This window comes from Streptomyces sp. NPDC054866 (assembly GCF_053610745.1).
Genome location: NZ_JBSGZA010000001.1, coordinates 1,455,628 through 1,480,144 on the forward strand (window position 1 = coordinate 1,455,628; position 24,517 = coordinate 1,480,144).

The 24,517-nt window shown below is 69.5% G+C and carries 22 protein-coding genes; 13 read left to right on the forward strand and 9 right to left on the reverse strand.

All coding sequences use genetic code 11. The annotated features are described in order from the left end of the window. Window positions 1-148 precede the first annotated feature (148 nt). The 3 genes from ACWGI2_RS06165 to ACWGI2_RS06175 form a co-directional block, all read right to left on the reverse strand. The gene (locus tag ACWGI2_RS06165; RefSeq protein ID WP_453694284.1) at window positions 149-1,669 is read right to left on the reverse strand and encodes a sugar ABC transporter ATP-binding protein; all 1,521 of its coding nucleotides are present in this window, start codon (window positions 1,667-1,669) and stop codon (window positions 149-151) included. A 1-nt stretch (window position 1,670) separates the two neighbouring features. Beyond that, the gene (locus ACWGI2_RS06170) at window positions 1,671-2,768 is read right to left on the reverse strand and encodes an ABC transporter substrate-binding protein (protein WP_453694285.1); all 1,098 of its coding nucleotides are present in this window, start codon (window positions 2,766-2,768) and stop codon (window positions 1,671-1,673) included. A gap of 144 nt (window positions 2,769-2,912) precedes the next feature. Continuing rightward, the gene (locus ACWGI2_RS06175) at window positions 2,913-3,926 is read right to left on the reverse strand and encodes a LacI family DNA-binding transcriptional regulator (RefSeq protein ID WP_453694286.1); all 1,014 of its coding nucleotides are present in this window, start codon (window positions 3,924-3,926) and stop codon (window positions 2,913-2,915) included. Between the two features lie 202 nt (window positions 3,927-4,128). On the opposite strand from ACWGI2_RS06175, the gene ACWGI2_RS06180 reads away from it, so the two are divergent. Continuing rightward, entirely contained in the window at window positions 4,129-6,738 is a 2,610-nt protein-coding gene (locus ACWGI2_RS06180; protein WP_453694672.1) for a PA14 domain-containing protein, read from the forward strand. Between the two features lie 81 nt (window positions 6,739-6,819). Then, the gene (locus tag ACWGI2_RS06185) at window positions 6,820-7,518 is read left to right on the forward strand and encodes a hypothetical protein (RefSeq protein ID WP_453694287.1); all 699 of its coding nucleotides are present in this window, start codon (window positions 6,820-6,822) and stop codon (window positions 7,516-7,518) included. A 9-nt stretch (window positions 7,519-7,527) separates the two neighbouring features. Here ACWGI2_RS06185 and ACWGI2_RS06190 read toward each other — a convergent pair whose 3' ends face one another. The 3 genes from ACWGI2_RS06190 to ACWGI2_RS06200 form a co-directional block, all read right to left on the reverse strand. Continuing rightward, window positions 7,528-8,124: a flavodoxin family protein gene (locus tag ACWGI2_RS06190; protein WP_453694288.1), complete on the reverse strand. Its 597-nt coding sequence runs from the start codon at window positions 8,122-8,124 to the stop codon at window positions 7,528-7,530. Window positions 8,125-8,220: 96 nt separating this feature from the next. Then, on the reverse strand, window positions 8,221-8,715 hold the full coding sequence (locus tag ACWGI2_RS06195; RefSeq protein WP_453694289.1) for an SRPBCC family protein: 495 nt from the start codon (window positions 8,713-8,715) through the stop codon (window positions 8,221-8,223). Next, window positions 8,712-9,038: an ArsR/SmtB family transcription factor gene (locus ACWGI2_RS06200; RefSeq protein ID WP_453394859.1), complete on the reverse strand. Its 327-nt coding sequence runs from the start codon at window positions 9,036-9,038 to the stop codon at window positions 8,712-8,714. The genes ACWGI2_RS06195 and ACWGI2_RS06200 overlap by 4 nt, the downstream gene beginning before the upstream one ends. 194 nt (window positions 9,039-9,232) lie before the next feature. Between ACWGI2_RS06200 and ACWGI2_RS06205 the strand changes: the two genes are divergently transcribed. The 3 genes from ACWGI2_RS06205 (at window position 9,233) to ACWGI2_RS06215 (ending at window position 14,785) form a co-directional block, all read left to right on the forward strand. Then, a complete protein-coding gene (locus ACWGI2_RS06205; protein ID WP_453694290.1) occupies window positions 9,233-11,590 on the forward strand; it encodes a GH92 family glycosyl hydrolase in 2,358 nt (785 codons plus the stop codon). Between the two features lie 194 nt (window positions 11,591-11,784). Then, entirely contained in the window at window positions 11,785-13,167 is a 1,383-nt protein-coding gene (locus ACWGI2_RS06210; RefSeq protein WP_453694291.1) for a wax ester/triacylglycerol synthase family O-acyltransferase, read from the forward strand. A gap of 70 nt (window positions 13,168-13,237) precedes the next feature. Then, entirely contained in the window at window positions 13,238-14,785 is a 1,548-nt protein-coding gene (locus ACWGI2_RS06215; protein WP_453694292.1) for an SDR family NAD(P)-dependent oxidoreductase, read from the forward strand. 28 nt (window positions 14,786-14,813) lie between these two features. Here the strand turns inward: ACWGI2_RS06215 and ACWGI2_RS06220 are convergent, their stop codons facing one another. Then, on the reverse strand, window positions 14,814-15,638 hold the full coding sequence (locus ACWGI2_RS06220; protein ID WP_453694293.1) for an SDR family oxidoreductase: 825 nt from the start codon (window positions 15,636-15,638) through the stop codon (window positions 14,814-14,816). A gap of 307 nt (window positions 15,639-15,945) precedes the next feature. On the opposite strand from ACWGI2_RS06220, the gene ACWGI2_RS06225 reads away from it, so the two are divergent. From ACWGI2_RS06225 to ACWGI2_RS06260, 8 genes are all read left to right on the forward strand, one after another. Next, complete coding sequence (locus tag ACWGI2_RS06225) at window positions 15,946-16,119, forward strand: hypothetical protein (RefSeq protein ID WP_453394864.1); 174 nt, start codon at window positions 15,946-15,948, stop codon at window positions 16,117-16,119. Between the two features lie 103 nt (window positions 16,120-16,222). After that, entirely contained in the window at window positions 16,223-17,209 is a 987-nt protein-coding gene (locus ACWGI2_RS06230) for a YihY/virulence factor BrkB family protein (protein ID WP_453694294.1), read from the forward strand. 89 nt (window positions 17,210-17,298) lie between these two features. Continuing rightward, a complete protein-coding gene (locus ACWGI2_RS06235; protein ID WP_453694295.1) occupies window positions 17,299-17,739 on the forward strand; it encodes a phage holin family protein in 441 nt (146 codons plus the stop codon). Continuing rightward, the gene (locus ACWGI2_RS06240; RefSeq protein WP_453694296.1) at window positions 17,736-18,173 is read left to right on the forward strand and encodes a DUF3618 domain-containing protein; all 438 of its coding nucleotides are present in this window, start codon (window positions 17,736-17,738) and stop codon (window positions 18,171-18,173) included. Before ACWGI2_RS06235 ends, ACWGI2_RS06240 begins: the two co-directional genes overlap by 4 nt. Further along, window positions 18,170-18,436 (forward strand): DUF4235 domain-containing protein, encoded by a 267-nt coding sequence (locus tag ACWGI2_RS06245; RefSeq protein ID WP_453394867.1) that lies wholly within the window; start codon window positions 18,170-18,172, stop codon window positions 18,434-18,436. Before ACWGI2_RS06240 ends, ACWGI2_RS06245 begins: the two co-directional genes overlap by 4 nt. Before the next feature lie 131 nt (window positions 18,437-18,567). Next, a complete protein-coding gene (locus tag ACWGI2_RS06250) occupies window positions 18,568-20,520 on the forward strand; it encodes a family 20 glycosylhydrolase (RefSeq protein ID WP_453694673.1) in 1,953 nt (650 codons plus the stop codon). A 39-nt stretch (window positions 20,521-20,559) separates the two neighbouring features. Further along, window positions 20,560-22,200: an alpha-L-fucosidase gene (locus tag ACWGI2_RS06255; RefSeq protein WP_453694297.1), complete on the forward strand. Its 1,641-nt coding sequence runs from the start codon at window positions 20,560-20,562 to the stop codon at window positions 22,198-22,200. 111 nt (window positions 22,201-22,311) lie between these two features. Beyond that, a complete protein-coding gene (locus ACWGI2_RS06260; RefSeq protein WP_453694298.1) occupies window positions 22,312-22,710 on the forward strand; it encodes a DUF4440 domain-containing protein in 399 nt (132 codons plus the stop codon). A gap of 7 nt (window positions 22,711-22,717) precedes the next feature. On the opposite strand, the gene ACWGI2_RS06265 is transcribed toward ACWGI2_RS06260, so the two are convergent. After that, on the reverse strand, window positions 22,718-23,185 hold the full coding sequence (locus ACWGI2_RS06265) for a hypothetical protein (RefSeq protein WP_453694299.1): 468 nt from the start codon (window positions 23,183-23,185) through the stop codon (window positions 22,718-22,720). A 55-nt stretch (window positions 23,186-23,240) separates the two neighbouring features. Next, window positions 23,241-24,257: a LacI family DNA-binding transcriptional regulator gene (locus ACWGI2_RS06270; protein WP_453694300.1), complete on the reverse strand. Its 1,017-nt coding sequence runs from the start codon at window positions 24,255-24,257 to the stop codon at window positions 23,241-23,243. Window positions 24,258-24,517 lie beyond the last annotated feature (260 nt).

The window sequence follows — 24,517 nt, forward strand, 5'->3', positions numbered from 1 at the left end:
GGGCCGCGCCGGTATGTCCGTCCTCGCTATCGTCCGGTGGCCGCATGGGTCCTTCGGCACCGGAGCGCCGCGAACCGTGCTCCGGGCAGACATACCGGCACGTCCCCTCAGGTCGGCTCGCCGGCCGCGGGCCGTCGTCGGGTGTCGGTCACTCATCGGGGACCCCAGTGGTTGCTATCGCTCGCATGAGGGCGTCCTCTGTGACCTGGGCGCCGGTGAGTTCTTCGATCGCCGTGCCGTCCTTGAGGACTATGACTCGGTCGGAGCCCTCTATGAGTTCCTCCATGTCGGAGGAGATGAGGAGCACCGCAAGGCCGTCGTTCGCCAACTCGTCTATGAGCTTTTGGACTTCGGCCTTCGCGCCTATGTCTATGCCTCTGGTGGGTTCGTCCAGGAGGAGGACCTTGGGGTTCATCGCCAGCCAGCGGGCCAGGAGGACCTTTTGCTGGTTGCCGCCCGACAGTTCGCCGACTTTCTGGTGGGGGCCCGACGCCTTGATGTGCAGGCGCTTCATGAACGTGTCGACGATCCCGTCGATGCGGCTCTCGTCCACCAGGCCGAAGCGTGAGAGCCGAGGGAGTGCGGCGAGTGCGATGTTCTCGCGGACCGAGAGGCCCGGGACTATCCCCTCTGCCTTGCGGTCCTCGGGGAGGAGGCTGATCCCGGCTCGGATTGCGGCGGGAGGTGAGCCGGTGCGGATCGCCTCACCTGCTATCGCCACACGTCCGGAGTCCGGCGGCAGTGCACCCGCGATCGCCTTCGCCGTCTCGCTGCGGCCCGAGCCGAGCAGGCCCCCCAGCCCTACGACCTCGCCTGGGCGGATCTCGACGGATACGCCGTGGAGGTGGTGGCGCATCGTCAGGTCAGTTGCTTGGAGGACTGGTTGGGTGTCGGGGGCGTGGTCCCCCGAGAACTTGGTTACGCCCTCTTCGCGGACCTCGCCGACCTCGCGGCCCAGCATGAGGGAGACCATGCGGAGTCGGTCGAGCTCCGCGATCGGTCCCGTGTGTACCAGCTTGCCGTCGCGGAGGACGGTGACCGTGTCGCACACCTCGTAGAGTTCCTCAAGGCGGTGGCTGACGTAGATCACCGCTATCCCGCAGTCCCGCAGCATGCGGATGACGCCGAACAGGGTCTGGACCTCGCGGGGTTCGAGGGATGAGGTCGGCTCGTCCATGATGACGACCTGTGCGTCGACCGAGACCGCTCGGGCCAGGGCCACCATCTGCTGGGTGCCGACGCCGAGTTCGCGAAGGGGGCGGCGTACGTCGACGCTTATGCCGAGCCGTTTGAGGGCCTCGTCCGCCTCGCGATGCATGCGGCGGAAGTCGATGAGGCCCAGTCGGCCCCGTGGCTCGCGGCCTAGGAAGAGGTTGCGGGCCACGCTCATCAGGGGGACGAGGTTGACCTCCTGGTAGATCGTGGAGATGCCCGCGTGCTGGGCCTCAAGTGGGGTGGCGAAGGTGACTTGGTGGTTGTTGTAGGTGAGCTTGCCTGTGTCCGGTGCGTATACGCCTGTGAGGACTTTGATCAGGGTTGACTTGCCCGCGCCGTTCTCGCCTATCAAGGCGTGCACCTCACCTGCGCGCGCGGTGAAGTCGACCCCGTCGAGAGCTCGTACGCCGGGGAAATTCTTGGTGAGGTGGGTTACCGAGAGGACGTCCGCCATCTCAGTACGCCTTGCCGAGGTCCGCCTTGGCGTTGGTCTTCGTGTACGCGCTGTCCTTGATGACGATGTCCTGCGAGACCTTCGTGCCCTTGGTGAAGGTGTCGAGGGTCTGGAAGGCGAGCGGGCCGAAGCGCGGGTTCGATTCGATTACGCCGTCGATCCAGCCGTCGACGATGCCCTGTACGGCGTTGCGCGTACCGTCGACCGTCACGATCTTCACGTCGCCGGGCTTCTTGCCCGCGCCCTTGAGGGCGTTGACGGCGCCGAGGCCCATCTCGTCGTTCTCGGCGTAGATCCCGGTGATGTCCGGCTTGGACTGGATGAGCTGCTCGGTGACCTGCTGGCCCTTCTCGCGGGCGAACTCGCCCGTCTGCTTGAAGACGACCTTCAGGTCGGGGGCCTTCTCCTTGATGCGGTCCTCGAAGCCCTTGGTGCGCTCCGTGGTGACGTTGTTGCCTGCGGCGCCGAGCAGGATCGCGACCTTGCCCTTTCCGCCCGTCGACTTGATCATCTGGTCCGCCGCGCGCTTGCCCTGCTCGACGAAGTCGGAGCCGATGAAGCTCACGTAGTCCTTGCACGCCTTGGCGTTGATCTTGCGGTCGATGGTGATGATCGGGATGTGCTTGGCGGACGCCGAGCGCAGCACGGGCTCCCAGCCGTCGGAGTTCAGCGGTGCGATGACGAGGAGGTCGGCGCCCTTGGCGATGAGGTCCTGGACGTCGCTGATCTGCTTGGAGAACTGCGACTGGGCGTTCGCGGTGAGCAGCTTGACGCCGCGCTTCTTCGCCTCGGCCTTGATGGACGCCGTCTCCGCGATGCGGAAGGGGTTGGCCTCCTTCTCCGACTGCGAGAAGCCGACAGTGGCGGAGTTAAGGTCGAGCTTCTTGCCGCCGTAGGTGTCTATCGCGCAGGTCGGGCCGCTGCCCGCGCTCGGCTCCGAGACGACCTGGCCCGCGTCGCCCGGGTCCTGTGACGCGGAGCTCTTGTCGCCGTCGTCCTCGGACTTGGCGCACCCGGTGGCGAGCGCGAGGCTCGCGGCGATGCCGGCGGCGAGGAGGGTCCTGGCTGAGGTACGGCTAAGGCGTGTGGTCGGCTTCATGGAGTCCCCAAAACGGCACGGCCCCGGCGCTGAGAGCGCTCACGGGAGAATCGGCACTTGCGGTCAACTCAGCGGTACGGGGAGCTTTTTACATCGTTGGAAGGGGGCTGTAAACCCTCCGCGCAAGGGGAGCGGGTCGACGGATCAGCGTCGGCCCAGTGTGCTCTCGCGCTCCACCAGGCGGAATTCCGCGGTGAGTTCACGGCCTTCGGGCTCTCCGGAGCCCTCCAGGCTCCGCAGCAGCGAGGCCACCGCGAGACGCGCGATGGCCTGCTTGTCCGGCGAGACCGTGGTGAGGGTGACCGCGCCGAACTGGCCCTCGGCGATGTCGTCGAAGCCGACCACCGCCACGTCCCACGGCACGCGCAGCCCGCGCTCGTGAAGAACCCGCATCGCGCCGATCGCCACCAGGTCGTTGTACGCGAACACCGCGTCGGGCCGCACCCCGGAGTCCAGCATCCGCGCCATCGCCTTCGCGCCGTCCCAGCGGTTCCAGCCGCCGACCGGGCCCACCAGGTTGTCCGGCGCTGCTATCCCCGCCTGCGTCAACTCCTCGCGCCAGCCCTGGAGTCGGAGGTTCGCTGGCTGGTTCGCGGAGTCCGTGCGGGCGCCGAGATACGCGATACGGGAGCGGCCGCGGCCGATGAGGTGGCGCACCGCCGTGCGGGCCGCGGCGACGTTGTCGATGGCGATGTGGTCGTAGGGCAGGTCGTACTGGCGCTCGCCGAGCAGCACCAGCGGTACGTCGTCCTCGCGGCCGAGCAGGTCGGCCGATTCGAGCTCCAGCGGGCTCAGGATCAGGCCGTCGATGACCCGGGCCCGGAAGCCCTGGCTGACCAGGACCTCCTGCTCGCGTTCGCCACGGGTGTGGTCGAGCAGGACGGTGAAGTCGTGCTCCGCCGCCGCGTCGATGACGGCGCCCGCCAGCTCGGCGAAGTACGGGTTGCCGAGCTCGGGAACGGCCAGCGCGATGATTCCTGTACGGCCCTTGCGCAGGTGACGTGCCGTCAAGTTCGGGCGGTAGCCCAGCTCGTCGATGGCCTCCTGCACGCGCGCCCGCATCGCCGGGGTGACGTGCTGATACTTGTTCACCACGTTCGAGACGGTCTTGATGGAGACGCCCGCGCGCTCCGCGACGTCCTTGAGGCTAACCCGCACGTGCAGCTCCCTGCGTCGGTGTGCACCCCTGTCCTGGGGTGTTTGTCATGGCCCTGGACAGCGCGCCAAACGGCGTGCTGTCATGCCAACTGCCGTTCCTTCCAACGTTGTACAGACTCGTTGTACCGACTGGAGCGGCGAGCCGCCACCCTTCCTCAGCCTTCGAGCACCGCTTCAAAGCAAAGGAGGATCCGTGCGCCCCATCCGTCACAGACGACTCCGCAGGCAACTGATACTGCTGCTCACCGTCGCCCTCGCCTTCGCCGGACTCACCGCCGTGCCGGCCGCGTCAGCCGCCGACGAACCCCCCGAAGTCCACGGCCTGAAGGGCGAGTACTACACCCAGTCCGCCCCCGGAGCCTTCGACTTCCACGAGCTCAAGGCCACCGGCTTCGACCAGAAGATCGACTTCGACAACCTCGACCCGCGCCTGACCTTCGCCACCGGAAAGGGCGACGACGCCACCGTCCGCTGGACCGGCAAGGTCGTCCCGGAGAAGACCGGCTCCCACACCTTCTCCATGATCGGCGACAACGGCTTCCGGCTCTGGGTCGACGGCAAGCTCGCCATCGACCACTGGGTCGACGACTGGGACAAGGAACAGACCGCGCAGCCGGTCGAGTTGACGGCAGGCAAGGCCTACGACATCAAGGTCGAGTACTTCGAGCACTACGGCGGCTGCAACCTCCACCTGCGCTGGACCGAGCCCGGCGGCAGCAAGGAAGCCGTCCCGCAGTCGGCCTTCCGCCTCCCCGACGGCTTCGAGTACGACGGAGCCACCGCCGCCACGGTCCTCAAGGACGGCCGCACCCTGAAGCTCGACTTCGCGCAGAAGCTGGCCGCGCCCCCGAAGGATCTCGCCACCCACATCGAGGCGGTCATCGGCGGTGCCAAGTGGCCCATCGGCACCATCAAGGCCGACCCCGAGGACCCGCGAGCGCTCCTGGTCGGCCTCAAGGAGCCGGTGGTCGGCAACAAGACGGGCACGGCCAAGGGCACGGCCGACATCCGCTACGACGGCAAGGGCGGCCTGACGGGCGACGACGGCAAGGAGGTCGCCGCCTTCTGGAGCAGCGGGCCCAACCACTCCGAACACCAGCTGCGCACCAAGTTCGCCGATGACGTGAACCCGGGCCACGCGCTGCCCGAGTACCCGCGCCCCCAGCTGACCCGCGACGCCTGGCGCAACCTCAACGGCTCCTGGCAGTTCGCCTCGGCGAAGGCAGGCGAGAAGCCCCCGTTCGGCAAGCAGCTCGGCGAGAAGATCCTCGTCCCCTACCCCGTGGAGTCCCAGCTCTCCGGCCTGGAGCGGCATGAGGACCGCATGTGGTACCGCAGGACCTTCACCGTCCCCCAGGGCTGGAAGGTCGGCGACGGCAAGCGCCTCAAGCTCAACTTCGGCGCGGTCGACTGGCAGTCCGAGGTCTTTGTGAACGGCAAGAAGGTCACCGAACACAAGGGCGGCTACGACAAGTTCAGCGCCGACATCACGGACGCCCTGAAGCCGGGCAAGACGCAGGAGCTGATCGTCGGCGTCTATGACCCGACCGACTCCAAGGACGGCGAGAACCCGCCCGTCGGCAAGCAGCGCCTCGACCCCAGCGGCATCTGGTACACCCCGTCGTCCGGCATCTGGCAGACGGTGTGGATGGAGCCGGTGGCGGCCGACCACGCCGACTCGCTCAAGATCACGCCCGATGTCGCCACCAAGCAGGTCACCGTCGAGCCCAAGGGCGTACGCGACGGAGTGCCGGTCAAGGCGGTCGCGTACGAAGGGAAGAAGAAGGTCGCCGAGGCGAGCGGGCGCACGGGCACACCGCTCAAGCTGAAGATCGCCGATCCGCGCCTCTGGTCGCCCGACGATCCCTTCCTCTACGACCTGAAGGTCACGGTCGGCCGCGACAGCGTCAAGAGCTACTTCGGGATGCGCACCGTCGCGGTGGAGAAGGTGAACGGCACCCCGCGCACGATGCTCAACGGCAAGCCCACCTTCCTGATGGCCACCCTCGACCAGGGCTTCTGGCCGGACGGCCTGCACACGGCGCCGACCGACGAGGCGCTCGCGTACGACCTGAAGATGCACAAGGAGATGGGCTTCAACTCGGTCCGCAAGCACATCAAGGTGGAGCCTGACCGCTGGTTCTACTGGGCGGACAAGCTGGGCCTGATGGTCTGGCAGGACATGCCCTCGATGCGGTCCGACCGCAACCCGTCCACGGCGGCCCGTGCGCAGTACGAGCACGAGATGAAGCAGTTGATCGACGAGCACGCGAACCACCCGTCGATCGTCATGTGGGTCACCTTCAACGAGGGCTGGGGCCAGTACGACCAGGGCCGCATCGCCACCCAGGCCAAGTCCTGGGACCCGACCCGCCTGGTCAACGGCATGTCGGGCCTCAACCTCGGGGCCGACGGCGGAACCGGCGACATCATGGACGAACACGGCTACCCGAGCCCGGCACTGCCGCCCAGGCCCGACGGCCAACGCGCGCTGATCAACGGCGAGTACGGCGGCCTCGGACTCGCGGTTCCCGGCCACGCCTGGTCCGTCCAGCAGAGTTACGTCGACGTGGACCCGGCGACGTACACGGACGACTACCTCACCAAGCTCGACGAGGTGCACAAACTCGCCTGCAAGGGCGGCAACGGCGCCGTCTACACCCAGATCTCGGATGTGGAGGGCGAGTTGAACGGCCTGCTCACGTACGACCGCAGGGTCGTCAAGCCCGACGTGAAGCGGCTCAAGGCAGCACATGAGGCCTTGATCAGCGACGCGTCGCGGCCGGACCCGGCGGGGTGCTCGGGCTCCTGACCGGAGCTTCCTGACCTGAGCTTCCTGGCCCGGAGCGCTAAACCCGTGGACGCGGCCCCTCCCGCTTGGCACGATCACCTCGTGATCATCGAGACCAAGTGGGCAGGGGCCGCGGCCCGCAACAACGCCGAGTGGTGCGACGCGGTCTGCCGCGCGCACGGCCTGGCGGGGGAGTTCGGGGCCGGGGCGTGGAGCAGCGCGCGGCGGACGCCGCCGCTGTATCCGGACGCCGTCTCGCTCACCCCCGAGGTGTCGGCGGCCGACCTGGTGGCGCGCGTCGACACGGCGTCACCGGGCTGCTCCGTCAAGGACAGCTTCGCCTGCCTGGACCTGGAACCGCTGGGCTTCGAGGTGCTGTTCGAGGCTCAGTGGATCCACCGGGAAGCGGGTACGCCCGCTCCCGCGCACCTTGGCTGGGAGCCGCTCAGGAACGCCGAGTCCCTGCCCGCGTGGGAGACCGCGTGGAACGACGGCGAGGAGAGCACGGGCCTGTTCCGCCCGGGGTTGCTGTCCGACGACACGACGTTCCTGGCTGCCTACGCCGAGGGGCGGATCGTGGCGGGCGCCGTCGCGAGCCGCGGCGCGTCGGTGGTCGGTGTCTCCAACCTGTTCACCTCGGCCGACGAGGAGTCCGCGTGGGCCGGCTGTCTGACGGAGATCGCCCGGCTCTGGCCCGGCCTGCCCGTCGTCGGCTACGAGAGCGGCGAGAGCCTGCACGCGGCGATCAGTCAGGGGTTCAAGCCGATCGGACCGCTGCGGGTGTGGCTGCACACCGGCTGACGCGAGGGCTCAGGCCGCGGACCGCCCCGCGAGGAGCTGAGCGGTCACCCCGGCCACCCGGCCGCCGAGATGACGGCAGGTGAGCACGTCGGACTTGTGCACGTGCTCCGCCGACACGTCGGTGTCGGTCTGCGCGCCGGCCCCGAGGAAGAACCCGAGGCGGTTCAGGTCCTGCTCACTGCTGGTGGTGCTGTTCCAGCCCGGGAACAGGCCCAGGTTGACCCAGTGCATGTGGTGCTGGGCGGCGAGCACGGCGAGGGACATCAGCGCCTGCAGCTTGTCGCCGCTCTTGGAGCCGGAGTTGGTGAAGCCCGCCGCGACCTTGTCCCGCCAGGCACCGGTCATGCAGCGCCGTGAGGTGAGCTCGGCGAAGGTCTGGAAGCCCGCCGAGACGTTGCCCATGTACGTGGGGCTGCCGAAGATTATGGCGTCCGCCTCGTCGAGGACGGTCCACTGTTCCTCGGTGATGTGGTCGACGGCGAGCGTGGTGGCGGTGGCACCGGCCAGGCGCGCGCCCTCGGCCACCGCCTCGGCGAGGGCCGCGGTGTGTCCCCATCCCGAGTGATGGGCGACGACGACGGCGGGCCGACTGATGTGATCGGACATGCTGTGACTCCTCGTGTCTCCGGCCCTGCCCGAGCCGGGCAGGTCGTATCGGACCGGGCAGGTCGTATCGGACCGATGAGGTCTTCTCGGTTCGGGTCAGGCGGGGTAGTTGGGGGCGACTTCCTCGTAGCGCCTGCTCCATCCCGGGAGGCGCGTCCCCGCCAGGTGAGCGGCGAGCCGGTCCAGGAAGGCGTGCGTGCCGGGCCCGTACTCCTTGGCGTTGGGCACACTCAGGCCGCGGTGGGTGAAGGTGAGCACCGTGCCGTCGCCGTCGGGCGCCAGCTCGTAACGGACCACGCCGTCCTCGACGAGGGCCTGCTTCCACTCGTGCTCCAGCACACGCGGTGGATCCCAGACGAGGATCCGGCCGGTCATCCGCTTGTCCTGGACGGGGTTGGCCGGACCTGTGGGCACCATGTCGATGACACCGCCCGCGCGGCCCTCGATGAGTGTCTTGCCGAACCAGGCGGCCCGCTGCTCCGGGTCTGCGATGGCGGACCAGACGGCCTCGACCGGAAACGGCAGGTGCCGCACGAAGGTGATGACGGCCTGCTCCCCGTCGAGTGTCAGTTCCCCATGGCGATCGCTCACGACGATCCCTCCGAATGCTCGTGCGTGCGTGCCAAGTGCTCTTCCAGGGCGCCGAGATGGTCCGCCCAGTAGCGGCGGTAGCGGCCGATCCACTCGTCGACCGCGGCGAGGCCGCCGGGGCGCAGCGCGTAGATCCTGCGCTGCGCGTCCGCGCGCACCTCGACCAGGCCAACCTCCCGCAGCACCCGCAGATGCCGCGAGACCGCGGGCTGCGTCAGCTCCGGGAGCGTGGCGACCAGCTCGCCCGCGGACCGCTCGCCCTCCGCGAGCGCGTCGAGCAGGGCTCTGCGGCTGGGCTCGGCCACAGCTTCGAACACGTCCATGGTCCGAGTATCACGTACGGCGTATATAAGAGCAAGCTGATATTAAAGCTCGCCCGGTGCTGCCCGGCCTGGCCCGCGGCGCCCGACCCCGCCCACGACGACCGCCTCCCACCCCTTGACGCACGCGACACGACCCCCGAAGAATGATCGCGTTCCGCGCTTTGACAACGTTGTCCAAGGAGGCGTTCCCACCCATGAGATGGACCCAACGGCTACGCGGTACGGGGGTGGCGCTGGCCGCGGCCACGCTCCTCGGGGGAGCCCTCGCCATACCGGCGGCACAGGCCGCTCCGGCGGAAGCAGCGGACGGTCAACTGACCGACCTGGTCAACCCGTTCATCGGCACCGAGAACGAGGGCAACACCTACCCCGGCGCGGCCGTGCCCTTCGGCATGGTCCAGTTCTCGCCCGACACAGGGCACAACACCGGCTACGACCACTCCGACACCCACATCCGCGGCTTCTCGAGCGTTCATCTCTCGGGCGTGGGCTGCGGGTTGGGCGGCGATCTGCCGGTGCTTCCCACCACGGGCGACGTCAAGGAGACGGACTACGCGAAGTACGCGGCGGAGTTCAGTCACGACGACGAGAAGGCGAGCCCCGGCGCGTACAAGGTGGGTCTCAAGTCCGGCATCGACGCCGAGCTGACCGCCACCGAGCGCACCGGCGTGCAGCGCTACACCTTCCCCGCCACCGACAAGGCGAACGTCCTGCTCAACGCGGGGCAGTCGCTGCACAAGACGGGCAGCACCAAGGTCGAGATCCTCGACAGCCGCACCGTCCGCACGGCGATCACCGGCAGCGGCTTCTGCCAGGACACCAAGCCGTACACGGTCTACACGATCACCCGCTTCGACCGGCCCTTCACCACGTCGGGCACCTGGAAGGGCGACACCGTCACCGCCGGCTCCAAGAAGTCGTCGGCGGGCGACGAGCGCAACGGCGCGTACGTCCGGTTCGACACCTCCAAGGACCGCACCGTCGAGGCGACCACCGCTCTTTCGTACGTCGATGCCAAGGGCGCCGCGCTCAATCTCCGCGCGGAGGGCGGGCGTTCGTACGACCGTGTGGCGAAGGCGGCCCAGCGGGCCTGGGAGGACCGGCTCGACGACGTGCGGGCGCAGGGCGGCAGCGAGACCGTGCGCCGCACCTTCTACTCGTCCCTCTACCGTTCGTTCCTCGCGCCGAACATCGGCAGCGACGTCGACGGCCGGTACACGGGCTGGGACCAGAAGATCCACCGTACTGCTGATGACGGGGGCTTTACGTACTACCAGAACTGGTCCCTCTGGGATACCTACCGCACCCAGGCCCAGCTTCTCTCGCTGCTCGCGCCGCACGAGTCCCGCGACATGGCGCTCTCCGTCCTGAAGATCGACGAGGAGAGCGGCTGGTTGCCCAAGTGGGGCTACGGCACGGTCGAGACGAACATCATGACCGGCGACCCGGTCACCCCCTTCCTCACCAACGCCTACCAGCAGGGTCTGCTCAAGGGGCATGAGGAGGAGGCGTACCGCGCGCTGAAGAAGAACGCGGACGGTGTGCCGCCCGCCGACTCCGCGCCCGTGGGCCGCGAGGCCAACAAGGAGTACCTGAGCGAGGGCTTCGCGCCGTACATCAAGGGCCGCCCGCACGCGAAGCCCGGTGACTCGGACTACGACCACGGTGCTTCCGCAACGCTTGAGTACGCACTCTCGGACGCGATGCTGGGTCAGATGGCCGGCGACCTGGGGCACGAGGACGACGCCGAGCGGTACGCGGACCGTGCGCAGAACTACCGGAAGATCTTTGACAGTTCGACCGGGTTCTTCCGTGCGCGGGACGCCGCGGGCGCCTTCACCGGACCCGCCGACCCGGCCAAGAGCGAGGGCTTCCACGAGGGCACGTCCTGGCAGTACCAGTGGCTCGTCCCGCAGGACCTGCCCGGCATGGTGGACCTCATCGGCGGCAAGCAGGCCACCAACGACCGCCTCGACTCCTTCTTCGCCTACGAGCAGCTCCTGAAGGACCCGGCGAAGACCGCGCGCGAGGTGTGGGTCAACGGCCCGTACGACTACTACAACGCGGACAAGTACAACCCGCAGAACGAGCCCGACCTCATCGCCCCGTACACGTATCTGTCGACGGGCCAGCCGTGGAAGACCACCGACGTGGTGCACGCCGCGCTCACCCTCTTCACGGACACCCCGACCGGCATGACCGGGAACGACGACCTCGGCACCATGTCCGCCTGGAACGTGCTGTCCTCGATCGGCATCTTCCCGGTCCAGCCCGGCACGGACACGTGGGGTCTGTCGACGCCCGTCTTCGAGCGCGTCGACTTCGACCTCGACCGCCGCTACTACCCGAAGGGCCGCCTCACGGTGAAGGCGCCGGGCACCTCGGACACCGACCGGTACATCCAGTCGGCGCGCACGGACGGCGCCGACTACGGCAAGACGTATCTGACGACCGACGACATCCGTGACACCCGCGAACTCTCCTTCACGGTCGGCGACAAGCCCTCGGAGTGGGGCACCTCGGAGGATGCCGCGCCGCCCGCGCTGAAGTGACGCAGCCATCCGTACCGAAGTGACGTAACCGATACGCCACTTGCGCACCATCAGGCCCGCCTCTCTCAGAGAGGCGGGCCTTAATCTGTTGTTAACTGTGCGTAGCTTGATCGTACTTGACCGTAGTCGTGCAACGGCGATTGACTGCACGCTCATGCCATCCCCCGCATCGTCCTCGACGCGAGAGCAGCCCGGTGAACCCGTTGAAAGCGCAGACTGCTGAGCCCTCAGACCTGCTCGCCCCTCTCGACCTCGCCTTCTGGAACATCGAGTCCGCCGAGCACCCCATGCACCTGGGGGCCCTCGGTGTCTTCGACGCCGACTCGCCGGGCGCGGCCGAGCGCGCCGCCCAGCTGCTCGCCTCACGCGCGGCCGCCGTGCCGGGACTGCGGCTGCGGATCCGTTCCGTCTGGCTGCCGGTCGGCGGGGCCGTCCGCGCCGCCGCGCCCGCCTTCGACCCGCTGGACCACGTCCGCCTCGCCGAGCCCGCGCGCGACTTCCACGCGGCGGCCGGTGTGCTCATGCAGCGCCCCCTGGAGCGCGGCAGGCCGCCGTGGGAGGCGCATGTGCTGCCGGGGGACGACGGCACCTCCTTCGCCGTCCTTTTCAAGTTCCACCACGCCCTCGCCGACGGGCTGCGTGCCCTGATGCTCGCCGCCGCGGTGATGGACCCCACCGATCTGCCCGCCGTGCGTCCGGCGCCCGCCGGGCCCGAGACCTCCCGGTGGTCCTGGCTGCCGGACCCGCGCAAGCTGCCGGGACTGGTCCGCGACACCGTCAGCGACGTGGGGCAGGCCCTGGACATCGGTTCGTCCGTCGCCCGTGCCACCTGGGGCGTACGGTCATCGGCCGCCCTGACGTCACAGGCCACCGGCACGCGGCGCACCGCGGGGGTGCTGCTCGACCTGGACGACGTGCACCGCGTGCGCAAGACCGTGGGCGGCACCGTCAACGACGTACTGATCGCCGTGGTCGCCGGAGCGCTGCGCCGCTGGCTCGACGAGCGGGGCGACGGCAGCGAGGGGGTGGAGCCGCGCGCCCTGGTCCCCGTCTCCCGGCGCAGGCCGCGCACGGCGCAGCCTGCGGGCAACCGGCTCTCCGGGTATCTGGTCCGGCTTCCCGTGGGTGATCCGGACCCGGTCGCGCGGCTGCGGGCGGTGCGGGCCGCCATGGACCGCAACAAGCACGCGGGGCCCGGCCGCGGCGCGGGTGCGGTCGCCCTGCTCGCCGATCATGTGCCGCCGCTCGGCCACCGCATCGGCGGTCCCGTCGTCGCGCAGGCCGCCCGGCTGCTCTTCGACATCCTGGTGACCAGCGTCCCGCTGCCCAGCCTCGGCCTGAAACTCGGGGGCTGCCCGCTCACCGCCGTGTACCCCTTCGCGCCGCTCGCCCAGGGGCAGGCGCTGGCCGTCGCGGTGTCGACGTACCGGGGCCGGGTGCACTTCGGTCTGGTCGCGGACGCGGCCGCCGTGCCCGACCTGGACGTTCTCGCGCGGAGTGTGCGGGAGGAGCTCGCGGGGCTCGTCGAAGCGTGCGTAAACCGTCCGCGTTTGGTAGAGGGGTCCTTCGCTACGTAAAGTTCTCTTCTTTGGAGCTTCCGCGGTCACCCAGACGAGCCGCGGCATGAGTGACGCGAGGACAGCGGCGATGACGGTGACAGAGGACAGCCTGGAGGCTGCCGGTTCGGCCGAGCCCCAGGAGGCCGAGTTTGCTGACTCCGCCGAGACGCGGGCGTCCGCGGACTCGTTCGGCCCCGGCATCGACCCCGACCGGCTCGCCGTCTGCCTCAGCGTGCTCGACGAGCTGGACAAGCTCGACGTCGACCACCCCGACGCGATCGCGGTGCGCCGCGCCACGGCCGGGATCTACCGCACCGTGAAGCAGCGCCGCCGTCAGGAGCGCCGGGCCGCCAAGACCGCGCACGACAAGGCCGTCACCGAGGCCACCGCCACCGGCTCCGCCGAGCGGATCGACGACGAGACCGAGGGTCTGCTGCCCTCCTCGCAGACCGAGGAGGGCAGGCTCGCGGGGATACTCCAGCGCCCGCGCTCCTGCTACACCTGCAAGACCCGGTACGTGGAAGTCGACTACTTCTACCACCAGCTCTGTCCGGACTGCGCCCGCCTGAACCGGTCCAAGCGCGACGCCCGCACCGACCTCACCGGCAAGCGCGCCCTGCTCACCGGCGGCCGCGCCAAGATCGGCATGTACATCGCGCTGCGCCTCCTTCGCGACGGCGCCCACACCACCATCACGACGCGGTTCCCCAAGGACGCCATCCGCCGCTTCAAGGCGATGGACGACTCGGCGGACTGGCTGCACCGCCTGGAGATCGTCGGCATCGACCTGCGCGACCCGGCCCAGTCCGTCGCGCTCGCCGAGCGGCTCGCCGCGGCGGGCCCCCTCGACATCCTGATCAACAACGCGACGCAGACGGTGCGCCGCCTGCCCTCCGCGTACGCCGCCCTGGTCGACGGCGAGGGGGCGCCGCTGCCCGCGGGCGAGCTGCCCGCCCACTCCGTCATCGGCGCCTTCAACTCCGGCGCGGTCGACGGCCTCGCCGCCCTGCCCGTCGGCACCAGCGGCCTGGACGCCCAGCAGGTCGCCGACCTCGCCCTCGTCGCGGGCAACGCCAGCGTCGCCCGGCACCTCGACGGCACCGCCATCGACGCGGGCGGCCTCGTCCCGGACGTCGTCGACAGCAACACCTGGGTGCAGACCATCGAGCAGATCTCCCCTGTGGAGCTCCTCGAGACCCAGCTGTGCAACTACACCTCGCCGTTCATCCTGATCAGCGCGTTGCGCGGGGCGATGGCCGACGCCGCGAAGAAGGCGTCGAGCGGCCGCTCCTACGTGGTCAACGTCTCGGCGATGGAGGGCGTCTTCGGCCGCGGCTACAAGGGCGCGGGCCACCCGAACACGAACGCCGCGAAGGCCGCCATGAACATGGTGACGCGGACCAGCGCCCAGGAGATGTTCCAGACCGACGGCATCCTCATGACCTCGATCGACACCGGCTGGATCACCGACGAGCGCCCGCACTACGACAAGCTGCGCCTGGCCGACGAGGGCTTCCACGCCCCGCTCGACCTGATCGACGGCGCGGCCCGGGTCTACGACCCGGTCGTGCGCGGCGAGGCGGGCGAGGACCTGTACGGCGTCTTCCTCAAGGACTACGCGCCCGGCAAGTGGTAGCGGGGCGGGCGGTGGGCGGGCCTGCCCGTCAGGCCTCGCCCGTCGTCGCCGCCCTCAGCCGCTCGTGCACGGCGTACGGGGAGGTCGTCCCGGCGGCGGCCCGCACCCGCGTACCACCGTCGACGAGCACATCCGCGCCCGTCACCCATTCGGCCGCATCCGACACCAGCCATGCCACGGCCCGCGCGACGTCCTCCGGTTCGCCGATGCGGCCGAGCGGCAGGCTCGCGGCGAGCTGATCCTCGGCGCCGTCCCACACGAAGCGGGCCATCTCGGTGCGGATGAGGCCGGGGGACACGGAGTTGACCCGCACCAAGGGCGCCAGTTCGCCCGCGAGTTGGGCGGTCAGGTGCAGGAGCGCCGCCTTGCTGGTGCCGTACGCGCCCACGTTCGGCCCCACATGGGACGCGCCCTCGGTGCAGATGTTCACCACCGCGCCGCCGTGCTCGCTCATCCAGGCCCGCCAGGCGAGCTGCGTCAGGCGCAGCGCGGCCTCGACGTTCACGGTGAACGCGGCGCGCCACCGGGTGAGGTCGACGTCCATCAGCGGGCCGTAAGGGGCGTTCGTCGCGGCGTTGTTCACCAGGACGTCGAGCCGCCCGAACTCCCGGACCGCGAGAGCCACGGACGCCTCCGCCCGACCGGAATCAGCCACGCCGCCCGCACACCCGACGGCCTCCGCGCCGTCCGCACGCAGTCCGGCCACCGCCTCCTCCAGCGCGTCCGGGTCGCGGCCGGTCACCACAAGGCGATGTCCGGACTCGGCGAGGGCCCGCGCGGCGGCGAGCCCGATCCCTCGCGAGGCTCCGGTCACCAGAGCCACCGCGCCCTCCCGTGCCTGCGCAGAAGTCATCTCCGTACGGTCCCATGGAGGCCTGGAAAGACCCATGGCGCCGACTCGTTGGAAAGATTCCGGCCCGTCGGTCACCCGCACACCGTAACGAACTGTCTGAAATCCACCCCTTCGGTCGAACCCATAGAGCGCGGGCCCGCTCATTTGGTTAATGTGAGGCGAACGGACGGCCTCTAGGGATCCACAAGTACCCCTGTGCCGCCCCGGGACAGGCTTGTAACCCTGGCCGCGATCCCGCCCGAACGACGGCGCCACCGCGACCCGAACAGTCCTTGTCCTTCCGTTACGCGACACAAAGGAGTGCGCGGTGACACCAGATCTGACGAAGCAGGAAAAGCGACCGGCGGAACACAGCAGCGAGCGGGTCGGCAGACCACGCAAGCTCAGCAACCTGGACTCGTGGGCGAAAGCGGCCCCGATCCGTCTCGCCGGCTACGAGGACGACCTCGCGGAGCCGCACATCCTCCCCGGTATCGACTGATCCCTCCGCTTCGCCGCGCGCCCCCTGCCGACCCCGGCCGGGGGCGCGCGGCGTTTCGGGCCCGCCGCGCATGGCCCGGCGGTTGCGGGTTACTCCGGGGAGCATGGACGGAACATCGGATGCCGGGCGCGGCGAGGACCGCGCGCCGGATGAACCGACACAACTGCCGAAGCGGTCCTGGCGGGCAGTGCTCACCGGCGTGGTCCGGGAGTTCCAGGACGACGAGCTGACGGACCGGGCGGCGGCGCTGACCTACTACGGAGTGCTTTCGCTGTTTCCGACGATCCTGGTGCTTGTCTCTCTGCTCGGCGTGGTCGGGAAGTCGGCGATCGACTGGCTCCTCGAGAACCTCGAGGAGCTCGCGCCCGGCTCGGCGCGGGACATCATCGGCGACGCCGTGCGGCAGCTGGAGGGCCGGGGCGGTGTCGGCTCCCTGATGGCGGTGGTCGGCATCGTGCTCGCGGTGTGGGCGTCGTCCGGGTACGTGGGGGCGTTCATCCGCACCGCCAACGCCGTCTACGACATGCCCGAGGGGCGGCCCATATGGAAGGTGCTGCCGGTCCGGGTGGGCGTGACGGTGGTGCTGCTCCTGCTCGCGGTCATCAGCGCGGTCATCGTGGTGTTCACCGGCGGTCTCGCGCGCACCGTGGGTTCGGCCCTGGGGTTCGGCGACGCGGCCCTGACGGTGTGGGCGATCGCGAAGTGGCCAGTCCTGGTCGTCCTGGTGACCTTCATGATCGCGCTGCTGTTCTGGGCGACGCCGAACGTGAAGGGCCGCGGCTTCCGGTGGATCACCCCCGGCAGCGTGCTCGCCCTGGTGATCTGGCTGATCGCCTCCGCCGGATTCGCCTTCTACGTAAGCAACTTCAGTTCCTACAACAAGACCTACGGCGCCCTGGCCGGAGTGATCATTTTCCTGGTGTGGCTGTGGATCAGCAACATCGCGATCCTGCTCGGCCTGGAGTTTGACGCGGAGCTCTCCCGTCAGCGTGCGATCGCCGGTGGGCTTCCCCCGGAGGAGGAGCCCTACGTACCGCCCCGCGACACCCGCGCCTGGGACGAGCAGGACCGTCGCCGCATGGACGAATGACACCGCCCGCCGCGACCGCGGGCTTTGACCATGTGCCGATGCCGGAGATCGGGGTACTCGGCCGCCGAACAGACAGGAGGTTGATGACGATGGCCCAGACAGGCCCGCCCACCACCGGCCGTGACAGCGCCGGCCAGAGCGCCCACCACGACGAGCCGGTGGGCGAGTTGGTGCAGCGCGCCTCACAGCAGCTGACGGAGCTGGTGCGCGGCGAAATGCGTCTGGCGCAGGCGGAGATGAAGGAGAAGACCAGGCGCTACGGCAAGGGCAGCGGGTTGTTCGGCGGAGCCGGACTCGTCGGCTTCCTCACCTTGCAGGCCCTCGTCGCCACCGCGATCGCGGCGCTCGCGGTGCCGCTTCCGGTGTGGGCCGCGGGGCTGATCGTCACCGCCGTCCTCGGTCTGATCGCCGCGGTACTGGCATTGACCGGCAAGAAGGAAGTCGGCCGGGCCGCCCCGCCGATCCCCGAACAGGCCATCGGCGGCGTGAAGGCCGATGTCGCAGAGATCAAGGAGAGTGCACAGCGATGAACCAGCCCCACGACAAGCACACCGCCGGCGCCGGGGAACTGCGTGCGAAGGTCGAGCAGACCCGCCAAGACCTGGGCGAGACGGTCGAGGCGCTGGCGGCCAAGACGGACGTCAAGGCCCGCGCGCAGGAGAAGGCCGTCGCCATCAAGGGCCAGACGGCCACGAAGGCCGCGGAGCTGAGCGGGCAGGCCAGGGCTAAGGCCACCGAGGCCGCCCATGTGCTGCAGGACAAGGTCCCCGACCAGGTCAAGGACAAGGCAGTCGCCGCCACCGGTCAGGTGAAGGCCGCCGCAGGACAGGCCACGGAGGTGTGGCAGGACAAGGCGCCGGAGCAGGTTCGCAGCCGCCGCGCCGGATACCTCGCGGGTGGCGCGGCGCTGGTGGTCGCGTACGTACTGGTGCGGCGCAAGAGGAAGCACGGGAGCGCGGTGTGAAGGCATCGAAGATCGCGTACAAGCCGGTCGGGATGGCGCTCGGCGCGCTCGCCGGTATGGCCGCGGGCGGGCTGTTCAAACAGGCGTGGAAGATGGCGGGACACGACGAGGACGCGCCCGACGCCACCGACGAGGACCGCGGCTGGGGCGAGATCCTGCTGGCGGCCACGTTGCAGGGCGCGATCTTCGCCGTGGTCAAGGCGGCCGTCGACCGCGGTGGCGCTGTCGCGACGCGTCGGCTGACGGGTATCTGGCCGGGCTGACCATTAGGGCTCGCCTGGCCCGAATTCATCCGATGGGTCGGTGTGGGGTTGCGTAAATGTCCAAGTCCCCGCTGAGGGCAATGCATTGACACTCTCAGAGGGCGCTTGAATCATCGGATGTCATGACTGACATGCGCATGATGCGCCGCGCGCCCCGCGCGCCCCGTGTGCGGCTACGCCGGATGAGAGGCGCCGCGGTGGCTCTGCTGCTGCTCGCGGCGCCCGTCCCGGCGGCCCAGGCCGTCGGGAGCCCTCAGGCCGCTGGGGGCCCGCGGGCGGCTGGGAGCCCGCAAGCCGCTGGGGGCCAGCTCGCCGCGGACCCGCCCCGCACCGTCCCCGCCCTGGCCGACTGGACGCCGGGGAAGGGGAGTTACGCCTACGGGCCGGACACGCGGCTCGTGGCGCACGGGCAGGCGGCGCGCGAAGTCGCCCGCACCCTCGCCGACGATCTGCGCGCCGCCGGCGAGGGGCGCGTGCCGGTCACCGGCGGTACCCCGCGCGACGGCGACATCGTGATCGGCATCGCCCCCGCGCGAAAGCCGCTCGGCGCCGAAGGGTACGAACTCCGCGCGGGCAAACGCCTGGAGATCACCGGCGCGACCGAGGCCGGAGCCTTCTACGGCACCCGTACGCTCCTCCAGCTCCTCGCGCAGAGCGACCGCGTCCCGGCAGGGCGCACGGTCGACATCCCCCAGTACAAGGAGCGTGGGGTGGGCGTCTGCGCCTGCTACATCCACATCTCGACGCCCTGGCTCGAGAACCTCGTACGCGACATGGCGTACAACAAGCAGAACCAGCTGCTCCTCGAACTCAAGGTGAAGAGCGAGAAGCACCCCGAGGCCAACAGCTGGGGCTACTACACCAAGAGCGAGATACGCCGCCTCGTCGCCCTCGGCGAGAAGTACCACGTCACGATCATCCCCGAGATCAACTCACCCGGCCACATGGACCCTTGGCTGGAGAAGCGTACCGATCTCCAGCTCACCGACTCCGACGGGAAGCCGCAGCCCTCGCGCCTCGACATCACCAAGGACGAGGCCTTCGCGTACTACACGAGCCTCATCGACGAGTACGCCGAGGTGTTCCCCGCGAAGTCCTGGCACATGGGCGCGGACGAGTACATGCTCGGCTCCGACTTCGCCAAGTACCCCCACATCCTCGAATACGCGAGGAAGAAGTACGGCGAGAAGGCGACCCCGCAGGACGCCTTCGTCGACTTCGTGAACCGGGTGCACGCGTACGCGACAGGCAAGGGCAAGCAGCTGCGCATCTGGAACGACGGCCTGACCGGCGCGAACACGGTGCCGGTAGCGGCGGGGACAACCGTGGAGCACTGGCTCGACGTGAAGACGAAACCCAGCCAACTCATCGCCCAGGGCTACCCGTTGCAGAACGCCGCCTACTCCCTCTACCTCGTGCGTGGCGGCTTCCACACCGACACCAAGGCGCTGTACGACAAGGCGTGGGACCCGCGCAGCTTCGAGGGCGAGAAGCTCGCGTCGAGTGACGGCATCACCGGGGCGAAGATCAGCCTGTGGCCGGACAACGGCCGGGGTGAGACCGAGAACGAGGTCGCGGCCTCCATGGCGATGCCGCTCAGCCATGTCGCCCAGGTCACCTGGGGCTCCGCACACCCGGACCCGACGTACGCCGACTTCACCGCGCGCGCCAAGTCCGTGGGACACGCGCCCGGTTGGCGGGACCTGACGAAGACGCCGGTGGCGGACGGTACATACACCCTGCGGGACACCAAGGGGCACGCGGAGCCCGCCGCCTACGAGATCAAGCGCACCGCCGACGGCTACATCACGTTGAAGTCCACGTCGGACAGCACCTGCCTGGAGACCCGCAGCGGAAGGCTCACGCTCAACGTGCCGCTGGAGCCCGGCAGTTCGGTCACGCGGGAGACATGCGACGCGGCGAACACCTTGCAGCGCTGGCAGCTGACGAAGACGGCGGACGGCTACTACCGGCTGACGAACGCGATCACGCAGATGTCCGTGTACGTGGCCGAGAACGGGCGGCTCCAGCAGTACCCGGCGGACCAACAGGTTCCGACCACCTGGACCTTGACCGCCCGCTGATTCCAGTACCTCGTCATCCGACAGGGAGACCGCACCCCCATGACTGTCAGCAGACGTCTCTTCGTGACCGCCGCCGTCACCACGGCGGTCGCCGCGTCGAGCACATCCCTCGCCCTCGCGGCACCCGGCCCCACCGGCGCCCCCGCCGCTCCTGAACCGCCCTACCGCATCCCGATCAGCCCCAAGGACTCCCCGGACGAAGTCGTCGCCAAAGCCTCCCAAGTCCGGCCCACGGAACGGCAGATCGCCTGGCAGCGGCTTGAACAGACCGCGTTCCTGCACTTCGGGGTCAACACCTTCACCGGCCTCGAATGGGGCACGGGCGACGAGGACCCCGACGTCTTCCAGCCGTCAGGCCTGGACACCGACCAGTGGGCGCGGGCCCTGCGCGACGGCGGATTCAAGCTCGCCATCCTCACGGTCAAGCATCACGACGGCTTCGTGCTGTACCCCTCCCGCTACACCAAACACAGTGTGGTCAGCAGCAGTTGGCGGGACGGGAAGGGCGACGTGCTGCGCTCGTTCGCCGACTCGCTGCGCCGGTACGGCATCAAGGTGGGCGTCTACATCTCACCCGCCGACGAGAACCAGTACCTGCACGGCGTCTACGCCAACGGCAGCGCCCGCTCGCGGCGCACCATTCCCACGCCGGTCGATGGCGACGCCAGGGCGGACGCCGCAGCCGCACGGTCGTTCACGCTGGACGCGACCGACTACGGCGCGCACATGCTCAACCAGCTGTACGAGGTGCTCACCGAGTACGGGCCCATCGACGAGGTGTGGTTCGACGGAGCGCAGGGACGCATCCCGCCGGAGAAGGTCGAGACGTACGACTGGGACAGCTGGTACGCCGTCATCCGTGCCCTGGCGCCGAACGCGACGGTCGCCGTGCGCGGCCCCGACGTCCGGTGGGTCGGCAACGAGGGCGGCCTCGCGCGCGAGAACGAGTGGAGCGTCGTGCCCGTCAAGGACTCGGGGAACGGCAGCATCGACTACGCCCTGAAGTACGACGCGCCCGACCAGGGGAGCAGGGAGGCGCTCGCCGAGGCGCGGTCGGTTGCCCAGTACGTGCAGTGGTGGCCGGCGGAGTGCGACGTATCGATCAGGCCTGGCTGGTTCTATCACGAGGACGGACAGCCCAAGTCCGTCGAGCAGTTGACCGGCATCTGGTTCCGTTCGGTGGGTCGGAACTCCGTGCTGCTCCTCAACATCCCGCCGGACAAGCGCGGCCTGCTCCCGGAGGCGGACGTGGCACGGCTGCGGGAGTTCCACGAGCGGATCGGCCGCGAACTGCCGGAGGACTTCGCGCGGGGCGCGCGGGCCCGCGGTGACGGCCGCCGCCCGTCGTACGCGGTAGACGGCGACCCGGGCACGGCATGGGCGTGCCCCGCGCCTTCCCGGGGGACGCTCACGCTCGACCTGGGCAAGGCGCGCGAGGTCGACCGGATCCGGCTCGGGGAGGACATCCGGCGGGGTCAGCAGCTGGAGAAGGCGGTGATCGAGGCACGGGTGTCCGGCGAGGCCGGATGGACTCTGGTGACCGAGGTGGCCACGGTGGGAGCCAGCCGGGTCCTGACGCTGGCCACGCCGGTACGGGCGCGGGAGTGGCGGCTTCGGGTGACGGGGTCGCGTGGGGCGGTGTGGCTCGCGGAGTTCGGGCTGTATCGGTCGCGGGTGTAGAGGGCTTCTCCGGGAGCGGCGCGGGTGGAAGCTCCGGCTTCCCCGCCCTCCGTCCGTGCGGCTCCCGGCCCGCGAAGTGCGCTGCCCCGCCCCGGTGTTACCGTCGCGGCCATGTCCAAGATAGAGATCGACGCGCTGACCGCCGAGTTCTTCGGTGCCTTCGACAACGTGGGCGGCAAGCCTGCCGACGTGGCCCGCATCCGCCGACTGGTCATCCCGGGTGGCGTGATCGTCGTGACCGGCCCCGACTTCAGGGCTTACACGGTGGAAGAGTTCATCGAGCCCCGCGAACGACTGCTGAACGAAGGCCGGTTGGTGGAGTTCTCCGAGTGGGAGACCTCCGAACGGACCGAGATCGAGGGCGACATCGCCTCACGGTTCGGCACGTACAGCAAGTCCGGGATATTGGACGGCACCCCCTTCGAGGGAGACGGGACCAAGACCATCCAGTTCGTCCGCACACCGGAGGGCTGGCGGATCGCGGCGTTCTCCTGGTACGACAAGCCCTGACCGCCGCTCACGCGGGCCACTCGACCCCGTCGTCCCGCACGGCCAGGGGAAGGGTCTTGTCCTCCTCGTAGAACCTGATCCCTCCGACGCGGACAGATCCGTCGAACCGCTCATGGTGATCACATGCCTTGGCCGCCAGCCAGGTGAGCAGTTCGCCGACGCGATCGAAGTCGTCGGGGTGGATCTCCTGCCGGGACGTCAGCGCCCAGCCGCCCTTCTCGCGCCGCAGCAGCACGGAGGTGAGAGCACCGCCCGCCTTCCAGGCATCGCCTCGGGACGCCAGGAGCGGCACAGGGACGTCTTCCGTGACGAGTACACCCTCGTCGTCCTCCACCACGACCGGGAACTCTCGCACCACCGTCAGCGTCACCGGTCGGGGGCCGAGGCCGAGATGCCACCGCAGCTCGGCGACCTCCTCCTCGGAGAGGTCGTCACGCAGGTCCATCGCTATCGATAGTTCGTAGATGTCCGCCATGCCGGCACCGTACTCGCGGGGTACGACAGTCCTGCGCCACAGGGCAGCGGGCGGTTCAGCCCCCGGACACCGGCCCCGTGCTCTCCCGTTCGATGAGCGTGGGCAGCGGTACCTGGACCGTGGCCGCGGGGCCGTTGTCCAGGAGGGACAGGAGCTCGCGCGCCGCCGTCCGGCCGAAGGACACCGTGTCGCGTGACAGTGCCGTCAGCCACGGGTGCACCATCCGGCACAGCGCCGAGTCCTCCCACGCGATCACCGATACGTCCCCCGGCACGGCGAAGCCGAGGGAGGCCGCCGCGGCGACCCCGGCGACGGCCATCACGTCGTTGTCGTACACCAGAGCCGTCGGCGGTGACGCGGCACGAAGCACCCGGCGTGTCACCGCGGCGCCCTCCGCGTCCGAGTAGTCCGTGGTCACCGAGCGGACCTCGGACAGGTCCCGCCGCTCCGCCTCGGCCCGCAACGTCCTGATCCGCCGCTCCGTGTGGGCGAGGCCCGGCAGCCCCGCGATGTGCACGATGCGGCGGTGGCCGAGGGCGTGCAGGTGGTCCACCACCGACGCCATCGCGCCCGCGTCGTCCGCCCAGACGGTGGAGAGGCCGGGATGGTGCGCCTCCGGGTCCGGCACGCCGCCCGTCACCACCGCGGGCAGTCCGAGATCGTCGAGGAGCGCCGGGCGTGGATCGTCCGTGCGCGGGTCCACGACGATGACGCCGTCCACGCGGTGCTCGGCCCACCACCGCTGGTAGACCGCGCACTCGGCGCTCACGTCCTCCACCACCTGGAAGAGCAGGCCCAGTTGACGCTCCGCCAGGACCTCCTGGATGCCCGAGATCAGCTGCAGGAAGAACGAGTCGACGCCCAGCGTCCCGGCGGGCCGCGCCACCACGAGACCCACCGTCGCCGAGCCCTCACCGGACAGTGCGCGTGCCGCCGTGCTCGGGTGCCAGCCCAGCTGCTCGGCGACCCTGCGGACCCGGTCGCGGGTGACCTCGGAGACTCCGGGCCGGTCGTTGAGCGCGAAGGACACGGCGCTCTCGGAGACTCCGGCGCGGCGCGCGATGTCCTTCATGGTCGGCCGGCGTGCCGGGGACCGCTTGCCTTGCACCGGTGTTGCCCCTTTCCTGTGGAGCTTTCCTGTTGAGCGCATACTAATGCGCTTGAGCCAGCCCACTCTAAAGCGCATTAGTCGATCCCCGCAAGAAGTTCAACACACCCTGCTGACCTGCGTAGTTGATGAGACGTCCGGGATTGTTCAACGAATCCATTGACTTTTTACCGGAGTTCCATGCAAGGTCTGCCTCACGCTGGGCCGAGCAAAGGAGCCGTTTC

Bases quoted from the DNA above. Each gene is read 5' to 3' on its own strand.
- ACWGI2_RS06165 (WP_453694284.1), bottom strand. From the start codon at position 1,669: ATGGCGGACGTCCTCTCGGTAACCCACCTCACCAAGAATTTCCCCGGC.
- ACWGI2_RS06170 (WP_453694285.1), bottom strand. From the start codon at position 2,768: ATGAAGCCGACCACACGCCTTAGCCGTACCTCAGCCAGGACCCTCCTC.
- ACWGI2_RS06190 (WP_453694288.1), bottom strand. From the start codon at position 8,124: ATGTCCGATCACATCAGTCGGCCCGCCGTCGTCGTCGCCCATCACTCG.
- ACWGI2_RS06200 (WP_453394859.1), bottom strand. From the start codon at position 9,038: ATGGACGTGTTCGAAGCTGTGGCCGAGCCCAGCCGCAGAGCCCTGCTC.
- ACWGI2_RS06205 (WP_453694290.1), top strand. From the start codon at position 9,233: ATGAGATGGACCCAACGGCTACGCGGTACGGGGGTGGCGCTGGCCGCG.
- ACWGI2_RS06215 (WP_453694292.1), top strand. From the start codon at position 13,238: ATGACGGTGACAGAGGACAGCCTGGAGGCTGCCGGTTCGGCCGAGCCC.
- ACWGI2_RS06220 (WP_453694293.1), bottom strand. From the start codon at position 15,638: ATGACTTCTGCGCAGGCACGGGAGGGCGCGGTGGCTCTGGTGACCGGA.
- ACWGI2_RS06230 (WP_453694294.1), top strand. From the start codon at position 16,223: ATGGACGGAACATCGGATGCCGGGCGCGGCGAGGACCGCGCGCCGGAT.
- ACWGI2_RS06235 (WP_453694295.1), top strand. From the start codon at position 17,299: ATGGCCCAGACAGGCCCGCCCACCACCGGCCGTGACAGCGCCGGCCAG.
- ACWGI2_RS06240 (WP_453694296.1), top strand. From the start codon at position 17,736: ATGAACCAGCCCCACGACAAGCACACCGCCGGCGCCGGGGAACTGCGT.
- ACWGI2_RS06250 (WP_453694673.1), top strand. From the start codon at position 18,568: ATGCGCATGATGCGCCGCGCGCCCCGCGCGCCCCGTGTGCGGCTACGC.
- ACWGI2_RS06255 (WP_453694297.1), top strand. From the start codon at position 20,560: ATGACTGTCAGCAGACGTCTCTTCGTGACCGCCGCCGTCACCACGGCG.
- ACWGI2_RS06260 (WP_453694298.1), top strand. From the start codon at position 22,312: ATGTCCAAGATAGAGATCGACGCGCTGACCGCCGAGTTCTTCGGTGCC.
- ACWGI2_RS06265 (WP_453694299.1), bottom strand. From the start codon at position 23,185: ATGGCGGACATCTACGAACTATCGATAGCGATGGACCTGCGTGACGAC.
- ACWGI2_RS06270 (WP_453694300.1), bottom strand. From the start codon at position 24,257: ATGAAGGACATCGCGCGCCGCGCCGGAGTCTCCGAGAGCGCCGTGTCC.